The 25,719-nt window shown below is 59.5% G+C and carries 14 protein-coding genes; 8 read left to right on the forward strand and 6 right to left on the reverse strand.

Annotation, left to right across the window (positions count from 1 at the left end; all coding sequences use genetic code 11):
• The first annotated feature begins 159 nt into the window (after positions 1–159).
• Genes CKW17_RS20860 through CKW17_RS20885 form a run of 6 tightly spaced genes read left to right on the forward strand, consistent with a single transcriptional unit; the run spans position 160 to position 6,879 of the window.
• Complete coding sequence (locus CKW17_RS20860; RefSeq protein ID WP_095121334.1) at positions 160–885, forward strand: RDD family protein; 726 nt, start codon at positions 160–162, stop codon at positions 883–885.
• A complete protein-coding gene (locus tag CKW17_RS20865; RefSeq protein WP_095121395.1) occupies positions 882–1,859 on the forward strand; it encodes a stage II sporulation protein M in 978 nt (325 codons plus the stop codon). The genes CKW17_RS20860 and CKW17_RS20865 overlap by 4 nt, the downstream gene beginning before the upstream one ends.
• Positions 1,846–3,393: a DUF4129 domain-containing protein gene (locus tag CKW17_RS20870; protein ID WP_095121336.1), complete on the forward strand. Its 1,548-nt coding sequence runs from the start codon at positions 1,846–1,848 to the stop codon at positions 3,391–3,393. Before CKW17_RS20865 ends, CKW17_RS20870 begins: the two co-directional genes overlap by 14 nt.
• Positions 3,390–4,553, forward strand: a complete 1,164-nt coding sequence (locus tag CKW17_RS20875; RefSeq protein WP_095121338.1) for a DUF4350 domain-containing protein — start codon at positions 3,390–3,392, stop codon at positions 4,551–4,553. The genes CKW17_RS20870 and CKW17_RS20875 overlap by 4 nt, the downstream gene beginning before the upstream one ends.
• Positions 4,550–5,551: a MoxR family ATPase gene (locus CKW17_RS20880; protein WP_016983118.1), complete on the forward strand. Its 1,002-nt coding sequence runs from the start codon at positions 4,550–4,552 to the stop codon at positions 5,549–5,551. Before CKW17_RS20875 ends, CKW17_RS20880 begins: the two co-directional genes overlap by 4 nt.
• A complete protein-coding gene (locus CKW17_RS20885) occupies positions 5,548–6,879 on the forward strand; it encodes a DUF58 domain-containing protein (protein ID WP_095121339.1) in 1,332 nt (443 codons plus the stop codon). Before CKW17_RS20880 ends, CKW17_RS20885 begins: the two co-directional genes overlap by 4 nt.
• Before the next feature lie 7 nt (positions 6,880–6,886).
• Here CKW17_RS20885 and CKW17_RS20890 read toward each other — a convergent pair whose 3' ends face one another.
• The 4 genes from CKW17_RS20890 to CKW17_RS20905 form a co-directional block, all read right to left on the reverse strand.
• Complete coding sequence (locus CKW17_RS20890) at positions 6,887–10,951, reverse strand: hypothetical protein (protein WP_176470103.1); 4,065 nt, start codon at positions 10,949–10,951, stop codon at positions 6,887–6,889.
• Positions 10,944–15,053, reverse strand: a complete 4,110-nt coding sequence (locus CKW17_RS20895; protein ID WP_095121340.1) for a neuraminidase-like domain-containing protein — start codon at positions 15,051–15,053, stop codon at positions 10,944–10,946. Before CKW17_RS20895 ends, CKW17_RS20890 begins: the two co-directional genes overlap by 8 nt.
• Positions 15,054–15,107: 54 nt before the next feature.
• Positions 15,108–18,794: a Tc toxin subunit A gene (locus tag CKW17_RS20900; protein ID WP_095121342.1), complete on the reverse strand. Its 3,687-nt coding sequence runs from the start codon at positions 18,792–18,794 to the stop codon at positions 15,108–15,110.
• A gap of 147 nt (positions 18,795–18,941) precedes the next feature.
• Positions 18,942–22,067: a hypothetical protein gene (locus CKW17_RS20905; RefSeq protein WP_256586272.1), complete on the reverse strand. Its 3,126-nt coding sequence runs from the start codon at positions 22,065–22,067 to the stop codon at positions 18,942–18,944.
• Positions 22,068–22,530: 463 nt separating this feature from the next.
• Between CKW17_RS20905 and CKW17_RS20910 the strand changes: the two genes are divergently transcribed.
• Positions 22,531–22,899, forward strand: coding sequence for a DUF6124 family protein (locus tag CKW17_RS20910; RefSeq protein WP_095121343.1), 369 nt, complete (start codon positions 22,531–22,533; stop codon positions 22,897–22,899).
• Positions 22,900–23,029: 130 nt separating this feature from the next.
• Here CKW17_RS20910 and CKW17_RS20915 read toward each other — a convergent pair whose 3' ends face one another.
• Both CKW17_RS20915 and CKW17_RS20920 read right to left on the reverse strand, forming a co-directional pair.
• Complete coding sequence (locus tag CKW17_RS20915; protein WP_095121398.1) at positions 23,030–23,389, reverse strand: PilZ domain-containing protein; 360 nt, start codon at positions 23,387–23,389, stop codon at positions 23,030–23,032.
• A 231-nt stretch (positions 23,390–23,620) separates the two neighbouring features.
• Positions 23,621–24,007 (reverse strand): tol-pal system YbgF family protein, encoded by a 387-nt coding sequence (locus CKW17_RS20920; protein WP_007951249.1) that lies wholly within the window; start codon positions 24,005–24,007, stop codon positions 23,621–23,623.
• Between the two features lie 170 nt (positions 24,008–24,177).
• Between CKW17_RS20920 and pyk the strand changes: the two genes are divergently transcribed.
• The gene (gene pyk, locus CKW17_RS20925; protein WP_077574310.1) at positions 24,178–25,629 is read left to right on the forward strand and encodes a pyruvate kinase; all 1,452 of its coding nucleotides are present in this window, start codon (positions 24,178–24,180) and stop codon (positions 25,627–25,629) included.
• Positions 25,630–25,719 lie beyond the last annotated feature (90 nt).

Here is a 25,719-nt window from a genome sequence, read left to right on the forward strand (position 1 = left end):
CGGCGAAGTCTAGGCGTTCAACCGCGCTCGCGGCCAGCCTCGCGTCATTCAATCACTGCGAGCCACACGCGGTGCAATACATAGTTATGTCGTTTCCCCCCGTGAGGCTGCTAGCATCGACCTCACTTGCACCCCGAACAGGCGAACATCAGGTAGCCCATGCTCGAGCCTACAGCACCGCCAAGGAAAGCACCGCTGGCCCCGCCGCTGGATACGCGGTATCAGGTCGAAACGCCGGAAGGCATCGATCTGCCGTTGCGCCCCGCCGGGTTGATGGTGCGGGCCGTGGCCTTCGCGATCGATCTGGGTATTCGCGGCCTGATCATGGGCGTGCTGTTCATCGCCCTGGCGTTTCTCGGCAAGCTCGGCATGGGCCTGGGTTCACTGCTGATGTTTGCGATCAGTTGGTGGTACATGGTGCTGTTCGAAGTGCTGCGTCAGGGCCGCTCGCCGGGTAAACAATGGATGGGGCTGCGCGTGGTGCACGATGACGGCACTCCGATTGGCTGGTCGGCCTCGCTGCTGCGCAACCTGCTGCGCTTTGTCGATCTGCTGCCCTTCGGCTACTTCCTTGGCACCCTCAGTTGCCTGCACCACCCGACCTTCAAACGCCTCGGCGACATCGCTGCCGGTACGTTGGTGGTCTACAGCGAACGCCCGCTGACTCGCCCGCAACTGCCTGAAGCCGAACCACGGCGTTCGCCCGTCCCCCTGACACTCGCGGAACAACGCGCCGTGCTGGGTTTTGCCGAGCGCCAAGGGGAATTATCGTCAGCGCGGGTCAATGAACTGGCGGCGCTGCTCGCCCAGCCTCTGCATATTTCCGCGCCCAAAGCTGTCGCTGAACTCAACGGCATCGCTCGCGGCTTGTTGGGCCCGACATGAAGCAAAGCCTTTTCGAAAGTCGCCACAAGGCCGAATGGGAGCGTTTTGCGCTGGCCCTCGAACGCCTTGAACATGGCAAGGACACCTCACAAGTCGCCGGTTTCCCCAAGGCCTATCGCAGGCTTTGTCAGCATCTCGCGCTGGCTCAGGAGCGCGGCTACAGCAGTTTTCTCATCGACTCATTGCAACAACAAGTGTTACGCGGGCATCAACAGCTGTACCGCCACCGCAGCCGGCTCGGCGCTAATGTGCTGAGTTTCATCCTCGCCGACTTTCCCAGACTGGTACGCGCCGAATGGCCGTTTGTACTGGTCGCCAGCCTGCTGTTCTTCGCCAGTCTGATCGGCGTCGGCGTGTTGGTGTACGTGTTTCCCGAACTGATCTACAACCTGATCCCCGCCGATCAGGTGCGCGAGATGCAAGGCATGTATGACCCGGTCGCCGGCCATCTCGGGCGCCCCGCCGAGCGCGCGGCCAGCGAAGACTGGGTGATGTTCGGTTACTACGTGATGCACAACATCGGCATTGCCTTCCAGACTTTCGCCAGCGGTTTGTTGCTGGGTGTGGGCAGTGCGTTCTTTCTTCTCTACAACGGCATGGTCATCGGCGCGGTGGCCGGGCATCTGAGCGAGATCGGTTTCGGTCAGACCTTCTGGTCATTTGTCATCGCCCACGGTGCCTTTGAACTCACCGCCATTGCCCTCGCCGGCGCGGCTGGCCTGGAACTCGGCTGGGCGTTGATCGCACCCGGACGGCTGACGCGCGGTGAAGCGCTGCAACGGGCGGCGCGCAAAAGCGTGTTGCTGGTCTGCGGCGTGATGTTGTTCCTGCTGATTGCTGCGTTTATCGAAGCCTATTGGTCGTCGAAAACCACTGTCACGCCGCTGACCAAATATCTGGTCGGCGCCGGGCTTTGGGCGTTGGTCGCGCTCTATCTGTCGTTCGCTGGAAGGACCCGTCATGCGCCTGAGTGACGCCACCGTGGTGATCCGCCCGCGCACGACCTGGGAGGCCATGGACCTCGGCGTGCTGATGAGCCAGCAACACCGGCGTCTGCTGATGACCAGTTGGGCGATCGTCACTCTGCCGTTGTTCGCCCTGCTCAGCCTGCTGCTGTGGGATTCGCCGTCGCTGGCGGTGTTTATCTTCTGGTGGTTGAAACCGGCGTACGAACGCCTGCCGCTGTACATCCTGTCGCAAGCGCTGTTTGGCGAAACGCCGACACTCAAGCAAGCCCTGCGCGAATGGCCGCGCCTGCTCAAACCGCAACTGCTGGCCAGCCTGACCTGGCGCCGCCTGAGTTTCAGCCGCAGCTTTCTGCTGCCGGTGGTGCAACTCGAAGGTCTCGACGGCAGTGCCCGGCAACAACGCCTGCACGTGCTGCTGCAACGCAACGCCGGCGCTGCGCAATGGCTGACGATCATCGGCGTGCATCTGGAAACCGCGTTGTGGATTGGCCTGATGGTGCTGTTCTACATGTTGCTGCCGCAACAGGTCGAAACGGATTGGAGCTGGCAGTCACTGATTCTCGCGGCGGATCAAGACTGGCGCTGGCTGGAACATCTGACCAATGCTTTCTACGCGCTGGTGCTGGTGGTGTGGGAGCCGATCTACGTCGCCTGCGGTTTCAGCCTTTATCTGAACCGACGCACACAACTGGAAGCGTGGGACATCGAACTGGTGTTCCGCCGCTTGCGTCATCGGCTGAACAACGCTGTGTTGGGATTGCTGCTGGCGGTCTGTCTGGTGCTGCCGAATATGCCGTCGACCTGGGCGGCCGAGCCTGATGACAGTCCGCAGGCACCGCGCTTGTTGAATCAACCACTCACTAGCCAGGCCTCACGGGACAGTATCAAGGCATTGCTTGAACAGCCGCTGTTCAAGAACAAGGAAGTCGTCACCCGCTATCGCTTTGGCGAAGATCCGGCGAAACCTGCCGAAGCGCAAAAACCGGGTGACGCGCCGCAGTGGCTGAAAACCCTGCTGGGCTGGCTCGACGGACAACACTTGAATGTGCTGGCGAAGGTCATTGAAGTGCTGTTGTGGGGCACGCTCATTGCTGCGCTGGGCTGGCTGGTCTGGCGCTATCGCGAGTTTCTCCAGGCCTTTGTCAGCCGCCGCCCCAGACTGCCTTCCAAACCGAAACGAGCGTTTCCGCAGCAAGCCTTCGGTCTGGATTTGAACCGCGACACCTTGCCTGACGACATCGCCGCCCATGCCGAACAACTGTGGCAAAGCCAACCCCGCGCAGCGTTGGGCCTGCTCTATCGAGGGCTGCTCAGCCATCTGCTTCACGACTTCGATCTGAGCCTGAAACCCGCCGACACCGAACTCCAGGTGCTCGCGCACGTGGAGCAATTGCAACGCCCCGAACTGCTCGCCTTCAGCCGCAACCTGACTAATCACTGGCAGAACATGGCCTACGGGCATCGAGTACCACCGGCGTCCATGCAGCAGGAATTGTGCGATGGCTGGCGCGCCTTGTTCGGCCCCGGAGCCGCCCGTTGAGTCGCCGGACACTGTGGTGGGTCGCGGCGTTGATCGCCCTGTTAATCGGGACGCTGAGCGTGTTCCTCTATCTCAAGGCCAAGCCTTATCAGGAAGAAGTCGATCACGGCCCCTCGCCCGCCGCGCAAGCCAATCCTTATCTGGCGGCCGAGCTGTTTTTGCGCGAGCGCGGCCTCATGGTCAGCCATGCCGAAAGCCTCGCGGTACTGCCGCAAATCGACCCTCGCCGTCATACGTTGCTGTTGTTCAACGACCGCTCGCGCATGACTCCGCGTCAGGTTGAGCAAGTGTTGAACTGGACGCGGGCCGGCGGACGGCTGGTGTTCGTCGCCGAATCGCTGTGGGATGAGCAGAGCAAACAAAGCAATGACCTGTTGCTTGATCGGGTGCAACTGCATCAATCCCTGAGCAAGGATCTGAAAGACCTGCCCGCCGACGTGGCGCCAGACCGCTTCCCGCAATTGACCAAACTCTATCTGGAAGACGAAGACGCACCGGCCTACGCCGGCTTCGACACCGACTTCCACCTCGACGACCCGAAGAATCTTGCGCAAGCCTGGGCCAACAGCGCCAAGGCCACGCACATGATGCAACTGCCCTACAGCCTTGGCTCGATCACCGTGGTCACCGATGCCGAGTTGTGGAAGAACAACATCATCAGCCAATACGACAACGCCTGGCTGCTCTGGTACCTGAGTGCCGATACCGACGTCACGTTGATCTACAACACCGAGCACGATGGCCTGCTGACCTTGCTCTGGCGCTACTTCCCGCAAGCCATCGTCGCCCTGCTCGCGTTGATCGGCCTGTGGCTCTGGCACGTCGCGGTACGCCACGGCCCGCTTCAGCGACCCGCTCCGAGCGGACGCCGGCAGTTGCAGGAGCACCTGCGCGCCAGTGCCGATTTCCTGCTGCGCCACAACGGCCAACAGGCACTGCTGCAAGCACTGCAACAGGATGTGTTGCGCCGCGCCCGTCGCCGCCATCCCGGCTTTGATCAATTGAACGTTGCCGAACAATGGCTGGCATTGTCGCGCCTGACCCGGCAACCCACCCGCGCTATCAGCCAGGCCCTGAGCCCGGTGCCGAACCGGCGGATCTCCAGCGCCGATTTCTGCCGCCAGGTCGCCCACCTGCAAACCTTGAGGAACACGCTATGACCGAACAGATCGAGCCCGGCAGCGCCAGCCACGCCGCCCAGCAACGCCAGCGTGCCAGCCAATTGGCGCAAGCGGTGCGCGGCGAATTGCAGAAAGCCTTGATCGGCCAGAACCAGGTGATCGACGACGTGCTCACGGCGCTCATCGCCGGTGGCCACGTATTGCTTGAAGGTGTGCCGGGGTTAGGCAAAACCCTGCTGGTGCGCGCGTTGGCCCGTTGTTTCGGCGGCGAGTTTGCGCGGATTCAATTCACCCCGGATCTAATGCCCAGCGACGTCACCGGCCACGCCGTGTACGACCTGCAAACCGAGCAGTTCAAGCTGCGCAAGGGTCCGCTGTTCACCAACCTGTTGCTGGCCGACGAGATCAACCGCGCCCCGGCGAAAACCCAGGCGGCACTGCTCGAAGCGATGCAGGAACGGCAGGTCACACTCGAAGGCCGCGCCCTGCCCATCGCGCAACCGTTCATGGTGCTGGCCACGCAGAACCCGATCGAACAGGAAGGCACCTATCCCCTGCCGGAAGCCGAGCTCGACCGCTTCATGCTCAAGGTACGCATGGACTACCCGGACGCGGATCAGGAGTTGAACATGGTGCGCCAGGTCAGCCGTTCAACCCGCGCCGACATGCTCGATGTGCAACCGCTGCGCACGGTGTTGCAAGCCAAGGATGTGCAAGCCCTGCAACGCATCGCCAGTGACTTGCCGCTGGACGATCAGGTGCTCGACTACGCCGTGCGTCTGGCCCGTAGCACGCGCACCTGGCCGGGGCTGATTCTCGGCGCTGGGCCCCGCGCCTCGATCGCACTGGTGCGTTGCGCCCGTGCCCGCGCGTTGTTGCGTGGCGGTGAGTTCGTGATCCCGGATGACATCAAAGGCTGCGCACTGGCTGTGCTGCGCCATCGCGTACGCATTGCCCCGGAGCTGGACATTGAAGGGCTGCAGGTCGATCAGGTGCTGCAGCAACTGCTCGACCAGATTGCGGCGCCGCGTCTGTGAAACCCTCACGCCTGCTGTTGATCTGGCTGGCCTTGCTGCTGGCGATCGGCATCGTTCTGGGTACATTGCGGGCGCTGGAAGTCGACATCCCTGCCAGCCTGATATCGATCAACTGGGGGTTGCTGCTGGCGCTATTGGCCCTGGCGGTGCTCGATGCCCTGCGCCTGCAACGCCTGCCAACACCGCACATCACACGGCAAATGCCGGGCAGCCTTGCGCTCGGGCGCTGGGGAGAAGTGCGCCTGGAAGTCGAACATGACTTCAGCGAACCGACGCACATTGAACTGTTCGATCACCCGCCAGCAGGGCTGAGTTTCGAAAACCTGCCGCTGTCGATTGAATTGCAACCCGGCCGGCGCAACCTGCTCGGTTATCGATTGCGCCCGCTCCAACGCGGCCATTTCAGCTTCGCTCACTGCGAAGTCAGCCTGCCCAGTCCCTTGGGATTATGGACAGGCAAACGCCTGCTCGATGTCAGCGACCAGACCCGCGTCTACCCCGACTTCGCCCGACTCTACGGCGGTGAACTGCTGGCCGTGGACAACTGGCTCAGCCAGCTCGGTGTGCGTCAGCGCCAACGGCGCGGTCAGGGTCTGGAATTCCATCAGTTGCGCGAATTCCGTGAAGGCGACAGCCTGCGCCAGATCGACTGGAAAGCCACCGCCCGTCAACGCACACCGATTGCCCGCGAGTATCAGGACGAGCGCGATCAGCAGATCCTCTTTCTGCTCGACTGCGGCCGGCGCATGCGCAGCCAGGACGATGAACTGTCGCACTTCGATCACGCACTCAATGCCTGCCTGCTGCTCAGCTACATCGCGCTGCGCCAGGGCGACGCCGTGGGCTTGATGACCTTTGCCTGCGATCAACCTCGCCATCTCGCACCCGTCAAAGGCGCCGGCCAACTGAACGCGCTGCTCAACAGTGTCTACGACCTCGACACCACCCAGCGCCCCGCCGATTACCAGGCCGCCGCCAGTCAGTTGCTGGCCCGGCAAAAGCGTCGGGCGCTGGTGATACTGGTCACCAACCTGCGCGATGAAGACGATGAAGAACTGCTCGGCGCCGTCAAACGTTTGAGCACGCAACACCGAGTACTGGTAGCGAGTTTGCGTGAGGAGACGCTCGATACCCTGCGCCATACGCCGGTGCAAACGCTACCTGAGGCTCTGGCCTACTGCGGGACGGTGAGTTACTTGAATGAACGAACAGAACTCCATGAGCAGTTGAGTGCTCATGGCGTTCCGGTGGTGGATGTTCGGCCAGCGGAGTTGGGGGCCGAACTGGTGACGCGGTATCTCAGCTGGAAACGAAGTGCCGCACTTTAAACTGTGATCAACTCACGACCGGGACATATACGGCGTCACTGTCCGAGGAGCCATCAGCGTTGTTGAGCCTGACGGCGAGAGAAATGTTATCCGTCATGGACATCGCCCTCCAATGACTCTGATATCGCCCCTTGTGATCGGTAGTGGTTTGGAAGAAGGGACCTCCATTATTTGAGACTTGGATGGTTCTGTTAGGCAACGGCTCTCGAGACCCCTTACTCACGACCAACGCAGTCATGGTTACATAGGTCTGCAAGGGAACCGGATTTGGCGAAGCGACAACGGACTCGACTGCCGCTGGAGGCTCTTGGGCGGTCAACTGCAGCGTTTTCACATCCCAGCCAGCCAGACCGCCCTTTACCGACGCCCATAAAGCACCGCCTGATGTTCCGAAGGTAAAACGACACGTTGCCTTGCCATCGGCATCCGTAGGTGTTGCCGGTATCGATGTATTGTCGTATTTCCACATCACCTCGACATCCGCCAGAGGCTCCCCGGTATTTGCCGAAACCACCGACGCCTGCGCAGTCATTTGCTGGCCGGGATAGCCAGGCTTATCAATGACCAACGCGCTGATCTGCCGAGGCTCGTGAAGGAAAAACCCCATCGAAACCGAATCCGAATTCTGCTCATCTCCCACCGTCGCGGTCAGCTCAAACGCACCGGACGTCGTCGGCACAAAATCGATTTTCGCCACCCCATAAAAATTGGTAGTCGAGGTCACTACGCCGAGATCAGGGCTGCGCCACGTCACGGTCATGCCCACCATCGGCTTGCCGCTGACCACCGAGATGACGGTGATCTGCTCTAACACAGCCTCCTTCCACAGCAGCGTTTTGTTGATCCGCTGGCGCTCGGCGATTTTAACCGTTCGCGAGCCTTGCCCCACCGAAAACGCGTTCACCGGTGACAGGCGCGCCAGCCCAGAGGACGAGAAGCCCAGACCAAAGCTTCCATCCTTGAGATCGCCTACCCTGAATTGGTAGGTCAATCCGGCTTCGCTGAAATACCTGGGTTCTCCGAGCCTCGGTTCTTCAAAACGAATGCCGAGTGCCGCTGGCCCGGACTCCGTCATGCCCAGTGTCAGGTACTGACCCAGCAAGTCACTGCCGTCCAGCGCTCGCACGTGTAGTTCATGTTGACCCTTGCGTCGCGGAAAGAACGTTTGTTGACCCATTGGCTGTTCCGACTGCTTGTCGAAACTGACCATCAGCCCCTCCCAGGGATCACTGGCCAGCGATCTGACTGTCATTGGACGACGATCTACGTAGTCGTCATAACGACTGAGTACCGCTGCGGTTACCGACTCTTCCCCGGCGACCTGCGGCCTGAAGTCAAAGCCGCTCCAGCCATCGGTCGAGGTTTGGATATCGCGAGGATTGCCATCGATGATCCAGCTCACCGGTGCCTGATCCACGGGGCGGTTGGTGTAATGCGAGTACACCTGCACCCACATCCACGCCGGCGCCTGGCCAATGACCGGATCCACCGCCGACTCGCGCCATGCCTCGAGTCTGACTTTGTTGTGAGCCAGTGTCATCGGCTTGGCGATCGCCTCGAAACTCAACTGAGGCAGGGCCAGGGTCAGAGCAAACTCGCCGTGCGTCTCACTGCCGGTGAAGTCCAGCGTCCAGATCGCGCCGCCGTCGTTCAGTGTCTGCGTATGCTCCAGCGGCGGGGCGACGGTCGCGCCCAGTGATTCGGCCGGTGTGCCCGACCAGATCAGGGATGCCTCAAGCCCCACCAACGGGCTCAGTGCCTGAGGTAAAACGTTGAAGCGGTGAACGGCCCCCAGGCACGGATACAAGCTGCGATCATCCAGCGCCGATGGCACCTGATCGAGCAGCAGCGCCACTTCCTCCGTCAGATCCGCAGACATCAGCCGTCCTGCCAACTCGCGAACGTTTGTCTCGCCTTCAAGGCGCAGTTCCAGCTCAAACAGGCTGCTAAGGCTGGTGCTGCTGTCGGAGACCAGTTGCCATTGCGGCCCTGGCAACGTCAATGGCTTGGGCGTTTCCAGGTCTGCGGGCCGCAATCCGATATCAGGATCAACGCCGCGCCAGTGCAGACTGATGTTGCGCCCGAGCCAATCACTGCCGGTAACCGGTTCGACTCTGAGGGTATGAGTCTGTCCACGTCGGCAAAGCACGCCAAGTGTATTGCGTTGAACCTCAGCATCGTCGAGCCAGATTTTCACCTGACTTTTCCAGGGGTTGGTGGCAACGGCCGTGACGGTGAAGGGGTGCTCGACCGACATCGCTTCCGGGTGCGCCTTGAGCCGGGCCGTGATGGTCTGTTCCCCGGCAGTTTTCGGCGTATACAGCAAACTGGCCCAGCCGCCCGACCCAGTGGCACTGTGGACCGGGTCACCGTCGGGAATCACCCATTCGACCAACGCATTGCTGACCGGATCACCATCGCCTCTGGCCACTTCATGCACCGCTTGCACCCGCAGCAGCACGCTCTCGGCCTCGTCGACGATCGGATATTTGTTGGCCTCACGCACCTCCCCCACCTTGATCCGGTTGCGCGCCAGCGACATCGGTTTGGCTACAGATGGCAACAACAGCTTTGAGCAGACCAATGACAGATCAAAGCGACCGTCGAGCCGGTCCTCGCTGGTCAGCGTCCAGAGGCTGTCGCGCCCATCGAACGGAACCGGCTCCTCGAGCGGCGGCCTGACCGTGATCCCCAATTGCTCGTGCCCGACGCCGCTCCAGTGCAGCGACAGATCAGTGCCCTGCAACGGGCTGTCGGCGAGCAGGCGCACGATGACAGGGTGCGCGGCGCCCCGGTTGGGATAACCGGTCACGTCCCACTGCGTTTCTATCTCCTCGACGACGGATCGCAACTCCTTCCACGGATCCGTCGCCAACACCTTGACCGCAAATTCGTGGGTCACTTCGCCACTGGCGTAATAAGGGCTTTCGACCGCTGCCTTGATCACCACATCACCCGCAGTACTCGGTGCAAAATCAAAGTAAACCCAGCCTTGCTCGTCAGTGATCCCGGCCCCCAGTACACCTTGCCCGGACGCCGTCCAGGTCACTGTCCGGCCATCCAGTGCCTGGCCGGTGTAGAACGAAACGACTTGCACGCCGAGCCGGACACTCTGCGCATATTCAAGCACCGGGTAGTAAGCCGCTTCCTGTACCTCGCGAAAGGCCAGGCGGTGATGCCCCAGCGAAACGTCAAGCTCATAAGGTTCGGCGCTGTACTGGTTAACCAGGTTTATCGAAAAATCGTAGCTTTTCTCTTCGCCGATCGCCGGGCAGTCGAGCGACCATGGCGACAGCAGCGCCTGATCGACACCCCATTCAGGATCAGCCTTGACCGCTTCCATCGGGTTGCCGTGGCTGGTCAATGCGATCTGGGTATCCAGCCAGGCGCTGCCGGCTACAGGGGTAAAAGACAGCTTGTGTGGCATGAAAAGAGGGTCGTCCGATGCGCCGCCATGGGATGCCCCCAGGCACAGATACAACATCTGGCCTGGCGTCAGGGTTTCCTCGTCCAGACTTAGCGCCTCAAGCTTCAAGGGCTCCAGTTTCAGTTGAAGGTCGATGCGTGTGATACGCACAACCGAGCGATTATCTGAAGGGTTGCTCGGCACACCGCTGACTTCGAAGGTCAAGGTGTCGCCGCTGTCGAACGCCAGGTGATCCAGCAATTCGCGATAGGCAATCGGATTGAAATCCAACGGCTGTGCCGCCGCCAGAGGAGCGTTATCGTCCTCAAGGCTGCGTAGCGTCTCGCGCTTGAGTTCGATGCTCATCAACTCCGTGTTGCCCTTGAGGATGCGCAACGTTCCGAGCTGGCCCGACCAGTCAGGCCCCGGGCGAAACTCGCACAAAAATGTCAGTTCGTAACTGGCGCCGGTATCGGGCTTTTTAGGCACTGATACCTGCTGTGTAACCGAGCCACCGACCCCCGCCACCAGGAAACTGATAAACGCGCCTTCATACATTTCACTCGTTAAGCCGACTGACCCTTTGTAAGTCCAGTGGTCGAGCTCTTGAGTGAAATCACCGTTGAGCACCAGACTTTGATTCGCTTGGATGACTGGCTCATGCATGATCGCTCGCTCCTTTGGCCTGTTTGTTCAGCCTGGCGTTTTCAGCCTGGGTGACCAGGTCTACGACTTTCTGGACGAAGGTCGGCTCTCCGGCCTTGGCGCTGTAATGGATACGCACAATGAGGTCGGTCAACGACGCAAGCATGGCGGCCTGCAGCCGTTTACCCGACCACGGGACACTCAATCTCCAGCCGGAGATCACGCCAGTGCATTCAAACGGACGGAGCAGTCCTTCATCGGGCTTCATGTTCGTCAGACCGTTGTCAGCGATGCCCACCGACAAGGCTATTTGCTGAGCACTGCGCAAATTGATCACCACATCCAGCGGCGCTACCCCGCCCGGATTGTGCAAGTACTGCACGGACTGCGTGGTTGGCCGGGTCGCCGTCATGCTGCTGATCTGCAGCAAGGTCGCCCGCACATCCTCATAAGGTCCGGTCAGGACCGGCAGTTCGACCTCTACCGAACTGATCTGCCGGCAGAAATGCCCGGGATGATCGCGATCGAACAGCAACTGGGTCAGCCTGAATTCCAGTACCCCGGTGTCTTTCAGTTGCTGCAAGGCATCCGCCCAGCTGGCAATGCCCACCTGAGGTTCCACTTCGTCGTCGAACAACTGTCGCAGGGAAATGGTTTTTACCAGCTCCAGCCGTCGCTCGTGGCGTTGCAGATATTCACGCTCCAGACGCAGCAGATGCCCGCGCAACTGCTCACCGGCGGTCAGCCCATGACGATGGTCGAGCCACACTTGAGGCAAGGGGATTTGCGTATCGTAATCACCGGTTTCGGCGGCCAGCGAAGCCTGGGCGCTGAGGCACAGGCTGATGACCGCATCGTAGGCCTGATAATGCAGCGCCTTGAGCTGGCCGAGCATCCAGCCGAACAGTTCGGCATTGCTCGCACGTTTTTTCAGGTAGTTGTAGACCGTCAATGCCTGACTGTTGGCCCGCAAGGTCTGCGCAAGGCTGGATCGTGCCGCAGCGACCGCATGATTCTGCGCCACGATCTGCTCATCGAGCGCACGCACCTCCGCCATTGCCTGATTACGCTGCAGCGCCCATTCGCCTCGGCGACGCCGGTAACCTTCGGTCGTGGCCTGGCTGTCGGCATCGATCTGCAACAGCGACGAGGCAACCTCCATGCCGAAAGCCGCTGCATCAAACACATGTTCCGGTTTGAAGCCGCCATTGGAGGTGCCGAATATTTTCGGCAACGCCCCGATGACGCCCCCGGCGGTCCTGACGACCCTGGCCTGCAACGCGGAGGTTTTCGACTGTTTCAGGCTCGACATGACCTGATATTCGATCGCCGAGACGTTTTCGTTGTAACGCGCTGCGTAAGCATCCGCCCGCTCCTGCGCCATGGTCCGGCTTTGCTGCAGCGCTGTCACATTCGCCTCCAGTTGGGCGATCGACTGATCCTGCACCGTTTCGACATAGCTGCCCAATTCCACCAGATGGTTTTGCTGCAATTCTTCCTGCTCGGCGCGATCACGCCGCTCCAGCAGATTGAGCACCTGACTGCCGTAATCCTGCAGCGCCTGCACGGCCCGCAGTGCGACTTCGAACGTCACACGCCAGCGGAAGGCATTGACCACCATTCGCCCACCCATCGGTCTCGGCCCGGCCACGCCAGCGGTCGCCAGGTCGCGCAGCAATTGATTGGGATCCGTCGGCGGGCTGAACAGCGCAAGATCCATAGGCCTGCCCTCTTTGGTGAGATTGTGGCGCAGGTTGTGCATCCGTAGTTCAGGCGCGGCATACAGGTCGAGCAGCGACTGATTGATGGGGATTTCAAAGGGCCCACAGGCCAACAATCCGAGCATCGGCGGGGTATCGGAAGCGACCGGGTAATCCGCCAGGCTGAAATTCAGCGTCTTTTCAAAGGCTTCGAGCCGCGGCCGCACAGTGCTCTGCTCCAGCAAGTCGGCGACCTTGGTGGTTTGCCAACGGGTCGCCGTGTTGGCGGTCGGTGCCTTGCCCATCAGAAACCCGGCCTGGACGTAGCACAACTTGGCGGCCACCAGACTGTCGCGGGTCAGTTGCCGGTAATACCAGTCGCCCCAGCTCATCAGGTTTTTCACATAGTCGGTGAATGCCAGAATCTGCATGTGCGCCGGTGCTGCGTAGCCGATGGCATCCGGATCCGTGGGGTTCTGAACTTCACAACCCGGATCGCCTGGAGTTCTGACGATGTCCAGGGGGCGGCAACGCCAGTATGCCGGTCTTGGGTTGGGATAGTCTGGATGTTCCCGAGGATCGGCAGTTGCCTGTGGATCGAACACGTAATGCAGCCAGTTTTGTGCCTCACGGAAGCGCTCTTCATCGCGCAAGCGCGTGGCCATCAAATGCGGCAGATGGAAAAACAGCTCCCAGAAAAACAGGCCATTGGCGCCGTTGAAAGCACCATTGGGCTCAACGAACGGCACCCCGGTGGGCGACGGCTCGGCAATGAACTGAGTGTTCCAGTCCAGCACGGCGTCCACGGGACCATTGGAACGCTGCACCAGTTCCGGGCCAAACAATGAATTGAGCCGGACGAACTTCAGTTGCAAGTCAGACTGATTGAAGGAAAGAAACTGCGCCGCATCGACAGTGTTTTTGCGCAAGGTGGGCGGGACGAAATCCTTGAGGTCGACAATGGTCAGGTCAAATCGCTTATCGCCCGTATAAGCGGTGGAGGAGGCTAATGCAAAAGTGGTCGGGATCGGCCAAGTGCCTTTTTTTCGGCTGAATTCCCATGATTTGGTTACCCATCCACCCGCCTGATCCAGCGCTTGTTCTGGCGGTTTAGGATCTACAACTGTAGCGCCCTCGAGCCACAGCCTCATATTCACCATGGCACTGGCAAGTCCGGTGGGCCTGCAATATCCCTGCACCGTGATCTTGTCTTCATCTCCCACCCGCAACGCCATGACTTGCAGATCCATATGCGGCGTCAGGGAACCCGCCGTCAGGACACGGGGAACGACCGTCACCTGGCTGCTCAGTGGATGCTGAACCGTTTCGTTGCTGACGAATCGATGCTGGAGCGCCAGATCCAGCCATGCCCCACCGTCGCCGGCGACCGGGCGCATCAACACGTCGTAAACCGCATGCACCCTCAGCGGTTTCTCAGGCGGATTGTTACCAGTACCCGCACTTATCTTGCCCGTCAGCAAAACCCCCAGCTTGCCCTTGGGATCCAGATAATCGCGGCGCTCACTCGCAATCAACCGGGTGCCCGGCAAAAGGTTGGTCTGGTATTCCGAACTGTGCAGGCACAGCGGCGCCGACCATTGGCCGTTCTGGGTCATGAACGCCAGATTGATGTCCAGTTTGTAGGGAATATCGATTGAGTCATCTTTCGCTGCGACCTTCACACGCCATTGCGCCCAGACCAGACATAACCGGCCATTCCAGACCACCGGGCGAATATCCAGCACCTCGTCGGCAACGGGGATTTCCACGGCTTGCCATTCACTCCAGGCCGCAGGATTGACCGCCACACTCTGGCTGCCCAGTTCAATCTCGGCCTTGCGCCAGAAGTACTGGAAGGGCTGCACCCGCTGTCGCCCGACAAAGTAATAATTGGCGCGGGCCGGCGTCATGCTGTCCATGTAGCAACTGATCACATCCAGATCGCAGGTTTGTTCGAAGGTCTGCAGGTAGTCCTGCAGCGCCGACTGCACGGAATCGTTGCTCAAGCGTGCCTGATTGAGATTGTTTTCAAGGGTTCTGAACAGGCTGGTCTTGCGCAGGCGTACAAAGGGATTGATGAAGTTTTCCGGGTAACACGAAATCAGCTGCACGGCGGCCCAGTCGGGATAGTTGCTGTACAGCTCCCATTCGAGCAGATGCCGATTGTCGAACGCTTGCTTCTCAAAGCCCGGTTCCAGCTTGCGATACACCGCATGAATGTACTGCTGTGCACAACTGGTCGCTTCGGCTACCCACGAACTGCGCACCTGGTAGGTGTCCAGTGGGTCCATGCGCAGCAGTTCGAACAGATCGGCCGCCGTTTTCAAGAACGGATATTTCGCATTGGCCACCTGGCCAATGCAGTATTCGAGCAGTGCCGCGCGACGTTTTTCCAGCAGCCCGCCAATGTTACTCAATGCCATGATCCTGCTCCTTGGGATATGCTCCGGGGACAACCGTTAGCCAGGCGATACCGCTTACTCCGGTATCGCCTCACCCGCAAAGGTGATGGCATTGATGAACCTGCTTTCGCTATCGCCAGACTGACTCCGAACACTGAAAACGAAGGTGCCTCCGGTTTTGCTGGACACAAAAACCCGCGTGAGTCCCTGTTGATCGGTGAACCCCTGACGGGGTCTGATAGTCGCGGTATCCACTTTTTTCGGAGGTACAGTCTCCCAATACCAATCCACCAACGAGTCGTACGCGCGGTTGCCGTAGAAGTCTTCCAGCAACGCGTAGAGTTCGACTTCCTGGCCTTCCGGCACGACTCCCAAGGGCGTTGGTGACATTTCTGCCAACGGAAAAGTCAGCGTTTTGTGATCGAAGGTGATGTCGATAGAGGGGGCGTAGCGCGGCTCAAACAGATCCAGCCAATACACGGGCGTATCGGTGCCCATGACCTTGCCCGGGGTATAGATGACTAAAAGCGTTCCATCTAAGCCGGTCGCACCTGTTTCAATGCTGCCCAGGGAGGCTCGCCAGTGAACCTTGATGCCGCTCAGCGGCTGACCTTGCGCGTTTTTCACGGTCACCCGATACGTGGCTAGCTCACCTGGCTTGTTGGCCACGACATCGCTGCCATCCACCACGTCACAGGTAATTGAGACCAACTCGTTGAGGTCGCTTGCCACGTGCGCCACTGGCGCCCGCTCACTGGTCGCGCCCAGCAGAGCAAGTTCGGCGGCCTTGGCATAAGCTGTCTTGTCGATGGTTTCGGGCAGACTGCCGATCAGGAAAATCGTCAATGCATCCATGCCGGTCTCGATGGACAGCTCCCGGACGCGCATCAACAGATCGAGTTGGCTGAGGTTTTTCAACACCTTGAGGTTGGTGGGATCGATACGGTCGACACACTCGCGGACTTCCTGCACGCTCCAGCCAAAAAAATTGGCCAGTTTGATGGCGGCGGCCTGTTGCGCCAGCCTCATTGCATCCCCCGTGACATCCGGCAGATCGTTGACCTGACGCAGATAGTCCAACAACTTCTGCGGCGGTTGTTCACCCAGGGCGAAGGCGCGAGTCAGTGTCGTCAAGAAATACAGTGTGCGTATCGTCAATGCGTGCCTGTTGCTCTGACCGAGCCAGGCTTCGTGGCCGTAATCCAGATATTCGTGCAACAGCGCGGCGCTCAACCCCAGCGTCGACACCACTTCACTGCGCCTGCGCACCTGCGCCAGCAGATCGAGCAGCACATTGGCATTGCGGTGCTGTTTTCGGCTTGGCCCCTCTGATTCCACAGGGGTTTGCTCAAGTACGTGTTGCAGTAATTGATGAACCGTGGTGTTTGACCAGCTCAGGATCGGTAGTACCTGCTCCACACCGACACCGGCATACACGGCCAGCGTCTCTTTGACCAACGAAGCCTGAGCATCGCGCGCCTGCAGAACCACACCGGTCATGATGTCGATAAGGGTTTGGCGCAGTGCCCCCTCGACCACCCCCAAGGCACTGTCGACCGCCCAGGCAATTTTTCTGCGGACATCGTCCAGGTATTGCTCGGATGTCCCCCACTGGGGCAATACCAGACCGTAGGCGTCGACAATAGGAACCAGGCCATCGGCGCGGCTCACCAGGAATTCGAGCCAGTCGGCGACCCCTGCAGACGGCACGCCGGCCATCAGAAACACACCGTTGGACAACAATGCGGTCGGCAGCAAATTGCGCAGTTGTTCGAAAAGTTGCTGATCCTGCTCGGACGGTTGCTCCGCCGCCAGCGGTTCGACCGCATGCTGCAATACCCACAACACTGGCAGATCGCTTTGCGCGCACCACTGCACGCAACTGTGCATGGCTTCGATCAGTTCCAGTACATCTGGCGGCCCCTCTGCAACGGTGTGGATACGAGGGATACCCGCCAAGCCATCAACCCACTCGATCCCGCCCAGCACCGACAGCATCAGCACACCTTCGACGGGGGTGATGTTCAACAGTCGGGGCAGTCGAACCAGGCGGTAAAAACTCGAGATGATCGCCGGGCTGCGCGTCAGTGTGTCGGTCAATTCATGTGCCCTGGCCACCGTGGTTGCCAGAACGTAATAAGTCTGCGGGTCAATCGCCAGGCCACGGCACAACTGGCTGATCGTCAGATCAACCTCGCCCGGCGCCGGCGTCACTGGAAACGTAAGGTTGTCGAGCCGCAAGGGCTCGCGGTAATCCGTTCGATCATTGAAGATCTGGTCGAACAGCGAGAGTGCCTCGCCACGGCCGTAGATCGACAGCTCTGCGATGAACCCGGCAAAGTCCGCCGCAGTGCATTCGTAACGCTCACGCAGGGTCTGAAAAAGACCCAGGGCATGCACGACGCCGCTGGATATGTCCATCTCTGACGCAGCGGCGGGGTCCGAAGGCTTACCGTGTTCTACTGCCCGGATCGCAGCCACCAGCAGTGCATCGACCTGATCGAACGGCAAACCGGTCCAGTTGGCCAGACGGACCATTTGGTTTATCCGGTCATAGCGGTTGAAGCCCAGTTCCTTGTCGGGGTCTGCCGTCAGTCGATGGCGAAATTGTGACTCGTCGTCGATCCGCACGGCGGGGGCGGTGTTGTTGTTGATGTACACCGACCCCGACCGTTCACTCTCGGGTTTCTCGGGTTTCTCGGGTATCTCGGGTGTCTCGGGTGTCTCATCCGGGTATTTCACATTGGCTGAGCGCACCGGGGCAGCATCGCGAATCGACAGCAAAGCTTCGATCTGCGTGCTGCTCAACTTGGTTCGCTCGCCTAGAAACTCCACCTGACTAAGGTTCTGGTAACTATCAAGGTCATTGGTACCGAAGTGGCGGTCGAAAAACTCTTTACGATTGACAAAGCTCTCGCGGGCTTCCGTCAGCAATTGCCGCTGATAGGGACCGAGGCGCGTAGCATGAGCGAAGCCGGGACCGGTATGGTTTCCCCGGGCATCGGGTTGTAAAAAATAGGGGTAGGCCAGATCGACACGGTGCTCGAAGTCCCCCACCGACAGGTCATGGGACTGCGCGATAGCATCAATCGTGACCCAATGCTGGTAATACGGCAGACCGTTGGGGTAGCGGGCCTCGATCAATGCGTCTTCAGTCGACTGTCCTGGCTTGGGCTTGTTCGCCGCGATGAACTGCTCCAATACCGCGACGATGATGTCGACCGACGATACCGACTGATAGACCGCATTGACATCGACCTCCAGCGCGAGCAAATCCGTGCGGCGGTTGTGCAACTGATAGTGTTCTTCCTGGTTTTCGGGCTTGATACGGTCACGAATCCAGCGCAGCAAATCGATCAGATACGCTATGGGCGAGACAAGGGACTCCAGTGCATCCGGTGGACACAGTGCAGCAAAGTCGGTACCGATCAGGACTTGATAAGTGGGGCCGTCAACCATGGATAACAAACCGCTGGAGCTGCGTGTTGTCGCGTTCCGATCCCCCGTCAGGGTTTGCTCGATAAACTGACGACGCAGATACGTGGCCATGCTGTTGGCCCCGCGCAAAAACCGCCGGGCGTCATCCGGGCTGAGCCGCTGCTCCCTGACCAGACCCTGAACGCCCTTTTCCACCAAGGGAAAAATCGATCCCCCTTGTTCAAGATACGTCTTGAGATTGTCCAGCCCGAGGTTTTGTGCGTGTTGTTCGTCACCAAACAATTGATCGAACATTTGCAAAGCGGGGCGACGCGAATCAGCCATGATCAGGTTCCTTGAGGCGAAAGCCGGCCGGAGCAACCTGGCGTTTCCACCAGGCTGCACACTCAGTGATTAAGATTTGGCGCTTCGACAGGTCGAGTGTCTACTGTCAGATCTGACAGGTTTTACAACCGTTCGTCGGGTATGCGTTCAAGAACCTTCCACCGACGGATGTGCGCGCTCGACCTCGAAGCGCGCGCTCACGACCCAGTCGGATATCGTCTCGTCGCCCTTCTCATCCGTGAGGCTCTGCCTGAATCGGTACCAATTGCCGGATTCCGGCAATGGTTGCGTCGCCTCCCCATGCCATGTGTCACCGGCAATGGGCAACGGCCCCGTCCACTGCACATCCGGGTTGTACCAACTCACCACGGTTCCAACGCCTTTGCGCCCGCGGCCGGCAAACTGCAGCGGATGACTGACCCAGCGGCCCGCCGCCGGGGCGTCGAGGGTGGGCAGAAAAGTGCCCAGCATGATCGGGCGCAGTGCCTCGACGGAGGCGAACTCCTCCAGCGACGCCACCGCCTCAAGCACGTAAGGCCCGCCGGCAAGGGAACTGAAGTCCTGCGTCACTGACCAGGTGCGATCCTCCTGCACGATGGCGCTGGACTGCAGCGAGTGCGTGGCGTCGGCTAGCGTCACCGTGACCGTGTCGCCAGGCACACCGAAACCAGACACCACCGTGCGTCTGCCGACAGGGTCATCCTCGGTCGGGGTTTCGATCAGCGGTGCAGCCGGGACGACGTCATATTGCCGCGCTTCGCCGAGGTCCGACTCTTGCCGCTGGCCGTTTCCATCGACAAACGTTTGCCGGGCACGAATGGTTGTGCGCCCCACCGGCAACGTCACTTCACCTTCCCAATCGCCTTTGTCGTTCACCAGGATGTTGCTGAGCAGAGGCTCGCTGACACCCTCCAGAAAGACTTCGACCCGTCCGTTCGCCATGCCGCTGCCGGCGATTTTTGCGGTACGTGGCAGCTTCCCGTTTTCCGTCGGTTGGGTGATCTGCGGCGGTAACAACACCACATCGAAATAGCAATGCTCACTGCGCTCGGACGGCCGTTCGTCAAGGATTTGCTGTGCATCGATGGTGTACCTGCGGAATTCCAGACCGGCGAGATCGATCGACCACGCACCGTCTGCATCCAGTGTTTTTTTGGGCCCCAGCAGGCTTTGGAACTGGGCATCCCGCAACTGCATCACCGCACCCTGCATACCGTCATCGCCCTCGACCGTGACATCACGGCCCACCTTGCTGGTCGGGTCCGGATAGGTGATCCGCGGCTGGGACATGGGCCGTCTGACGGTGAAGGTGGCGCTCGCCGGTAACGAGGTCTGCTCCGCGGCAAACTGGGTCACGGTGACGGTATGCTCAACACCCGTCGCGAACGGATCGCTGCGGCGGAATGTCCACTTGTCATTGCTGACCGTTGGCTCATGTTCCACACCGACTTCGTCGCTGAACTGCAGGCTGACCACCGCGCCCGGCCAGCAAGTGCCGCTGAACCTGGGTGAAAGTCCATCTTCGAGCGGGTCGTCAAGACCGGGAGCCAGTGGCGGAATATTGATGTAGTGCGCAACCCAGTTGGGCGAATGCTGCCCGTCCCGGGATTGCCTGATATTGAGGGGATAATTGCGCGTCGGCCCCCATTGCGTTAACGCCGTGCTCGACCATTGACCATTAGTCACCACGGCATCGGGAAAACCTGCATCGGATCCCCCGGGTCTCAACAATTGCACCGTGGCGCCGTGAGAGCCTTTACCCGTGACCGTCGGCTGATAGTCAGGGGTCGATGTCACCTCGCTCACATCGGCTAATACTTTGTTGATTTGGAATGGGAAAGGCTGTGACTCGATCCAGCCACTGGCACCGTCGCGCACTTTTTGCACGATTTGCAGGTTGTAGGTGCCGTATGGCCAATCCGTCGCGGTGGTTGCCCATTGACCCCCGGTTGCCACAACCTCCCCTGGCGGCGTGACTGCATAACCGGGCGCGGTGATCACCACCGTTGCGCCGGCGTGGGCGGAGCCTGAGAACTTGATTGATCCATCAGCCAGGACTTCGACGTTGACGCCGACGAACTTGGCAGGGCGGACCTTGAATGCGCGCGGACCACTTGGCTCGGACCTTCTTCCGTCGACGACGTTGATAGCCACCAGCGAAGTATTGCCTGCAGGCACTTCAACGGAGGCGCTCCAATTTGCCCCCGTCAGTATCAGACTCTCACCGACTTTGATCTCTTTCCCGTCCAGTAAAACCTGAACAGTGCCACCTAAAGCCCCCTTTGAACCGGTTACGGTAAAAACCTGATTCTGATACGAGCCTGGATCTGGCGGAGTAATAACAGGTGCAGTGGTTACAAAAACATCCACGCCTTTCGCCCAACCAGGCAGGTTACTACCGCCATACGACTGCTGTGCGGTAAAGGTGAAGCGGCCGGCTGGCAAATCTTGCAACAGCGTTGTCGACCAATATCCGTTAACGCTGACTTTCGCCTCTCCGTAAAGAACTACGCCAGAATCCGCTTGATAGATCCTGACAGTCGCATCTGGGTATCCTTCTCCTTCAACTAATGGTCGGCCTTGCGTTATCACATCATCTTTTTTCGGTCGAGTAATGGCAGGGACGCCGTAATAATTGAAAACTATCGGAGTCGAGAAGCGAGTGGCATATCCTAATTCCGAATGACGTACCTTGACGCTGTAACTTCTTGGTTTCAGACCATCCGAAAGCTTTATCGACCAGTTATTCAGCGTACCGGTGATCTGCGGACTGAAGCTTTGTCCCGTAAGGTTTTCGACTATTTCAAGACGACCACTGGTAACACCCGTCCCGTAAACAGTCGCTGCGAATTCATCTTTACCAGTGATGACAGGGAGTTTTCTTACAAATACCCGCTTATCTCTGCGCTCGGACCAGTTGCCTTTGTAATTCCACTGCGTAGCGTAGTAACCATTACCCTCAGGTAGATCGGTTGCACGGTACTCATTCCACTGCACGCCCGGATACCATTTACCAACGAGGCAATTGCGGAAATATCCGTTCGGACCGTGGTAATCAATCCAGACTTGGTGTTCTCCGTCAGACTGCGGAATATTGAAGATGATCGAACTGTTGGTATCAACGGTCTCGATGATTTCCCAGAGCTGAATTTGTAATGGTCCGACATATTGCCCATCCGGACTTACACCATTCGAGAGCAGAGGTTCCTGTTCCTGCGGTACAGAGATATCGGCATTCTCTGATACGCCTTCGAGATTCTTATCCTGTGACATGATTTTCCCCTCTCTGCCCCGAGCAATGTTTGAGGGGTATATGTACGCAGGGAAATAAGCAGGTGCCTACCTGTAAAATCTGACAGTCCCGACGGATGGTAATTTTTCCCGCATTGCCGTTCAGAGGCTTCCTACAGCCGCCAACACACGGCTACACCGAGTTGCGCCATTGCCTACACATCCCTCAGAATCCGCCGGCTTGTGCGCCTTGCTGATGCCCCGTAACTTGATCCATGCCGCTGCCAATCAGTGGTCGGGTTTAGTCGCCCGGGGTGTGTCACCAATGTGTATAAGCGTCATCAAGTCGGGAACTCCCTATCCCCCCACTCGATGGTGGCTGTACGCAGGGCGCTTCGGCGCGCCGGTTTTTGGTGATACCCCCCGGTCGACTAACCTGCGTCCAGCCGCCACCCCTTCGTTTAGTCGCGAAGTGGTGAAGGCCCTCACTACAAGGGTTATCACTATGTTCAAAGACACTCCAAATCCACCCGAAACCAACTCGGTTTCCCCCTATGAATCCAGCGACTCGAAAAAACTCCACGAGGCCGCCGAAAAAGCCCTCGACCACTACCTCAAACCCAAACCCGACCCGCGCAACTCCGTGGATCGCGGCATGCAGATGTTCATGATCGCGCCCGACCTCAACCCCGAAGCCGTGGCCATTCAGACCTACGAAACGTTTTCTTCGGTGAGCATTCTGCTGCTCGACCTGGCCGACAGCCTTGAAAACAAGCCGCGACACCTGGCGATGGCGATCTATCAATTGAGCGAGATGGGTTTGTTGCTGGCGGAGAAGGCGCTGGATAACGAGCGGGCGATTGCCGTTACCTGACCTTGGAGAGAGGTTGTCTGTACTGACGTTTTCGCGAGCAAACTCGCTCCCACACTCGAAGCATTTCAACTGAAAGAATGCGGATCACTGTGGGCGCGAGCTTGCTCGCGAAGCTTTTGGCGGTTTCCAATCAGGCCGAGGCCGGCAATGGCTGAAAACTGAAGTACTGGCGCAACGCCTCAACCAATTGCCCGTATTCCGGCGGTGGTTGTTGCAGGCTGAAACCGGCGTCGTAGTGCAGCGGGGTCGCGTCTTCGTGGCACCACAGGCAACACGCGGCCAGATCGATTATCTGTTGGCAACCCTCGCCGCAAGGGATTTGCAGCCGCAGATGGAAGTCCACACCCACCATCATCGGCAACTGGCTGATCAGCATCAGCCCGTCTTCGGACACGTTGCCCAGAAAACCGATGGGTTTGTTGGTAACGCTGTTGAACACTCTGAGGAAATACGGCAGCTGATGCCGTTCAATCCGGCGGTCGGTAAACATGCGCAGTTCGCCATGCAAGGCTCCGTCACAGAGCCGCACCTTTGCTTCGGAACGCCCCTGTAGCGCAGGCGCGCTCTCCCCGCTTCCGGTGTGACGGTCGCTACGTCGCCGTCACCTGACCACTTGCCAGTCGCAGGTGTTGCTCCGGGTTTACAGATTCGGCTCTAAACCCGGGTTATTCGACTATAGCTCAGCTTGTACACACGGCCAGATTTTGTATGACAACTGCCATCAGAAGCGGGTCGGGCGCACCACGGCAGCAGCGCTGCGCGTCGGGTAATGGCCCAGGCTCTGCAAGGTTTCCAGACGCGCGCGGGCGCGGTAGGCGTATTCGCTGTTCGGGTACGAGGCGATGATGAACTGGTAGGTCTGCGCCGCGTCGACAAACATCTTTTGCCGCTCCAGGCACTGGCCGCGCATCATCGATACTTCCGGCCACACATACGGGCGGGCACGGCTGGCGCGTTCGACCTTGGACAGTTCGAGCATGACCTGCTCGCAATTGCCGCGGTCATAGGCGCTGTAGGCGTTGTTCAAATGATGGTTCATCGACCAACGGGTGCAGCCCGTCACGGCGAGGACGCTGAGGGCAAGGGCGGCAATGGGTACGAATCGCATGAGGGTTCTCCTGTCTTGTGCTCTTTATCGACCCTTGCCGAGAAATCTTCAGAAGTGTTTGCGCCAATCGTCGTGTTCAATAAAGAAAACAATAAGTAGTGCATTCGAACAATGACTACACCCCAAGAGCATAGTAGCCTTCGCTAGCGCTTGAACTCAGGAGTCTTTGCATGTCCGTCCGTCGTACCAAAATCGTCGCTACCCTTGGCCCGGCCAGTAACTCGCCGGAAGTTCTCGAACAGCTGATTCTGGCTGGTCTGGACGTTGCCCGTCTGAACTTCTCCCACGGCACCCCCGACGAGCACAAGGCTCGCGCGAAGCTGGTGCGTGACCTCGCTGCCAAGCACGGCCGCTTCGTTGCCCTGCTCGGTGACCTGCAAGGCCCGAAAATCCGTATCGCCAAATTCGCCAACAAGAAGATCGAGCTGAAGATCGGTGATCAATTCACCTTCTCCACCAGCCATCCGTTGACCGAAGGCAACCAGCAAGTGGTCGGCATCGACTACCCGGACCTGGTCAAGGACTGCGGCGTGGGCGACGAGCTGCTGCTCGACGACGGCCGTGTGGTGATGCGCGTGGATACCGCCACCGCCACCGAACTGCATTGCACCGTGACCATCGGCGGCCCGCTGTCCGATCACAAAGGCATCAACCGTCGCGGTGGCGGCCTGACTGCACCGGCCCTGACTGAAAAAGACAAGGCCGACATCAAGCTCGCCGCTGAAATGGAAGTCGACTACCTCGCGGTATCCTTCCCGCGTGACGCTGCCGACATGGAATACGCCCGTCAACTGCGCGACGAAGCCGGCGGCACCGCCTGGCTGGTAGCGAAGATCGAACGCGCCGAAGCCGTGGCCGATGACGAAACCCTCGACGGTCTGATCAAGGCGTCCGACGCGGTGATGGTTGCCCGTGGTGACCTCGGTGTGGAAATCGGCGACGCCGAGCTGGTGGGCATTCAGAAGAAAATCATTCTGCACGCACGCCGCCACAACAAGGCTGTGATCGTCGCGACCCAGATGATGGAGTCGATGATCCAGAACCCGATGCCGACCCGCGCCGAAGTGTCCGACGTGGCCAACGCCGTGCTCGACTACACCGACGCCGTGATGCTGTCCGCTGAATCCGCTGCAGGTCTGTACCCGCTGGAAGCGGTTCAAGCGATGGCGCGTATCTGCGTCGGCGCTGAAAAGCACCCGACCGGTAAAACCTCCAGCCACCGCATCGGCAAGGAATTCACCCGCTGCGACGAAAGCATCGCGCTGGCGACCATGTACACCGCCAACCACTTCCCGGGCGTCAAAGCGATCATCGCCCTGACCGAAAGTGGCTACACCCCGCTGATCATGTCGCGCATCCGTTCTTCGGTGCCGATCTACGCGTTCTCGCCGCACCGTGAAACCCAGGCGCGCGCAGCGATGTTCCGTGGCGTGTACACCGTACCGTTCGATCCGGCTTCGCTGGAACCGCACGAAGTCAGCCAGAAAGCCATCGACGAGCTGGTCAAACGCGGCGTTGTGGAAAAAGGCGACTGGGTCATCCTGACCAAGGGCGACAGCTACCACACCACCGGCGGCACCAACGGCATGAAGATCCTGCACGTGGGCGACCCGCAGGTCTGAGTGACGCGCTGAAAAACCAAAGCCCCGGCATGTGAGTGCCGGGGCTTTTTTATGGGCGAAACACAAAGGTGAGGCTGGCGTCTACTGTCA

Source organism: Pseudomonas sp. Irchel s3f10 (assembly GCF_900187515.1).
Lineage (GTDB): Bacteria > Pseudomonadota > Gammaproteobacteria > Pseudomonadales > Pseudomonadaceae > Aquipseudomonas > Aquipseudomonas tensinigenes.